At 64.6% G+C, this 2618-nt stretch carries 3 protein-coding genes; all 3 read right to left on the bottom strand.

Annotation, left to right across the window (positions count from 1 at the left end):
- Nucleotides 1–996, bottom strand: a 996-nt coding sequence (locus tag AC1D00_RS35965) for a zinc-dependent alcohol dehydrogenase (protein ID WP_477013935.1), incomplete at its 3' end; no start/stop codon positions are given.
- A 158-nt stretch (nt 997–1154) separates the two neighbouring features.
- Nucleotides 1155–2102 (bottom strand): sugar-binding transcriptional regulator, encoded by a 948-nt coding sequence (locus tag AC1D00_RS35960; RefSeq protein ID WP_404555002.1) that lies wholly within the window; start codon nt 2100–2102, stop codon nt 1155–1157.
- Between the two features lie 98 nt (nt 2103–2200).
- Nucleotides 2201–2618: alkaline phosphatase D family protein (locus AC1D00_RS35955; RefSeq protein ID WP_477013934.1), on the bottom strand; the 418-nt coding region annotated here is incomplete at its 5' end.

Genomic DNA, 2618 nt, shown 5'->3' with positions numbered 1-2618 from the left:
GATTCCATCTCGTCGCGCGACCTGTTGCTCGAACGCGGCAGGCGTCTGGTCGAGTGAGAAGCGATGCGTGGCCAGCGGCGCGAGCTTGACCCGACCGGTTTGCGCAAGCGCAATGGCCCGCGGGTAAACCTCCGGCATGCGGCGTGAAAATTTGATCGACAAGCCCTTTCGGCGCGACTCGGCGCCGCTCAGGATGTACTGGTTGTTCTCGGGAATGCCGACGAGTACGACCCGGCCACCGATACGGGCACAGCGCGCCGCATGCTCGAAGCCGTGCGAGGAGTCGGTCGCCTCGATCACCAGATCGACGCCGCGGCCTTCGGTGACGTCCCCAACCCCGGCGTAGCTGCGGCACGCCACATCCGCGCCGAGGTCGCACGCCATCGCGGTACGCTGCTCGACCGGGTCAATCGCGATGATCTTTCCGGCACCGGCGAGCCGCGCGAGTTGCACGAGCAACAATCCCACCGGCCCGCACCCAAGCACCGCCACGGTTTCCAGAAGTCGCGGACGCGCCAGATCCATGGCATGGATCGCGACCCCGAGCGTTTCCAGGATCGCTGCACCGGCCGGATCGATGCTGTCGGGCACCAAATGCACGGCGGATCTGGGCACGCAGACGAATTCGGCCATGGCGCCGTTGTGTGGCGCATAACCGAGGAACTTCACGTTGGGGCAGAGATTGGTGTGACCGCGGTGACACCATTCACAATGGCCGCACGGAATGGAAGGGTCGACCGCTACCAGCGCATCGGCTGATAGCCCCGCTTTGCGCGCCGAATCCGGCGTGAGGACACCCGAGAATTCATGGCCCAGGACGAACGGCCTGACCCGCGTCGGGCCGGTCGTTCCGCCCTCGAGGTAGGAATGCAAGTCGCTGCCGCAGACGCCGACAGCCTTCACGCGAACGATGAGATCGTCCTGCGCGACCGGCCTCGGTTCGGGGATATCGAGGATGCGGATATCGCGAATGTCCTGAAGCACCGCAGCGCGCATGTCGACGCCATCCCTCTCTGAGCAACCATTTTTGGCTACATTACATATGTAATATTGACGTGACAAATGCTTTTGCGCGCTCCGGCGCGCAGGTGGGCGGTCACGCCGGCATCAGCGTCGAAAGCGCGGGTCCAATGTTCGTTTGCGAAAAAAAGCAGCTATTTCTGCTTGTCGATCAGTTTTAGCGCGGCGATGGCGGCGTTCTCGTCCGTCACCAGCACCTTGCCGATCCGGCCGCGCAGCACCGCGGCAATGATCGGCGCCTTGTTGAGACCGCCGGCGATCAGCATCGAGGTCGGCACGCGCGCCAACTTCTCGAGCGGCAGCGCGATGGCACGGCTGTTGATGCCGTGATCGATGGGCCGGCCGGACCTATCGAGAAATTGTGCGAGCACGTCGCCGACGGCGCCTCCGGCCCGCAAATGCTCCGCACGTACGTCCGGCGGCAGCCCGTGCCGCACCAGCAGCGAGCGCGGCGTCAGATCTCCCATGCTCAATAGCGCAAGATCGATCCGCTCGACGCTGTTCAGCACCTCCTGATAGACCTCCTGGGCCAGGAAAGTATCGCGCGAGCGCCGGCTGCTGGCAAAAATGGGCGCGGCCAGATAGCTGCACTGGGCGTGCAGCCGACGCGCGAGCTCGCCCGCGATTTCGAAGGTGTTGAGCTCGAGTCCGCGCGACAGCCCGCCCATCATCGAGACTATGGARAGATCGGGATAGTCCGCCGGCGTGACGTAACGGATGGTCTCGCGCAGAGTCGCGCCCCAGCCGATACCGACGATGCGCGGGCGCTTCTGTTCGAGGACTTTCGACAGATACGCTCCGGCCGCCATCCCGATCAGGCTTCCGACCTGCTCGGGATTCTCTGGGCTCGGGATGACGACCGCGTCCTCGAGGCCGCATTCCCGACGCAACCGGTGCTCCAGCTCTGTGCAGCTCGCAAAGGCGGAGTTAAGGCGGATATTGACGATGCCCGTCTGCCGGGCGTCCGACAGCATGCGGTTGACGCGGGCGCGGGTCAGGCCCAGCCGCTCGCCGATCTCGGCCTGGGTCAGATTCTCCATGTAATAGAGCCAGGCCACCCGCAGGATGGTTTGATCAGTCACGGCGCAGCCCCTCGCAGCGGCCTAAAGCATGGTCAGACGTCGGATCATTTGAGGCGATCCTTCATCATTCGTCAAATGCGAGGCCGTGCGGTCGTTCGTCATGCCGCCTTCGCCCCCGGCGCGCCGTCCTCGACTACAAATGTCGTCAGCCGCCGCACGGCGCTCCTGGCGTCCCTGACGTCATCGAGCGCCTCGAAACCCACGGTACAATGCCGGGCGTCGAGCACGGCGGTCGCATATCCGCGCCTGTCGCCGCGCGCATAGACGAGATGCGGATTCTCCGCCAATGCCTTGCGCACACTGCTCTCGCTCGGCCCGTCCGAAGTGATGGAGGTGCCGACGAACTCGGTCGCAATGGTCGGGCCATCAGGCCGGGCAAAGTCCTGCTTCAGATCGGCGGCAAAGAAAGCGTGACGGTCGYCGCCGATCACGATCGGGTTGCGGCGATGCGCAACGAGCGAATCAAGGAGACGACGGCGGGCGTTGGGGTAGCCGTCCCAGCCGTCCATCCAGAAG

The organism is Bradyrhizobium sp. P2_E8 (assembly GCF_056403875.1).
The sequence above is the reverse complement of the archived record's forward strand: the minus strand, read 5'-3'. Positions and strand labels throughout refer to the sequence as shown.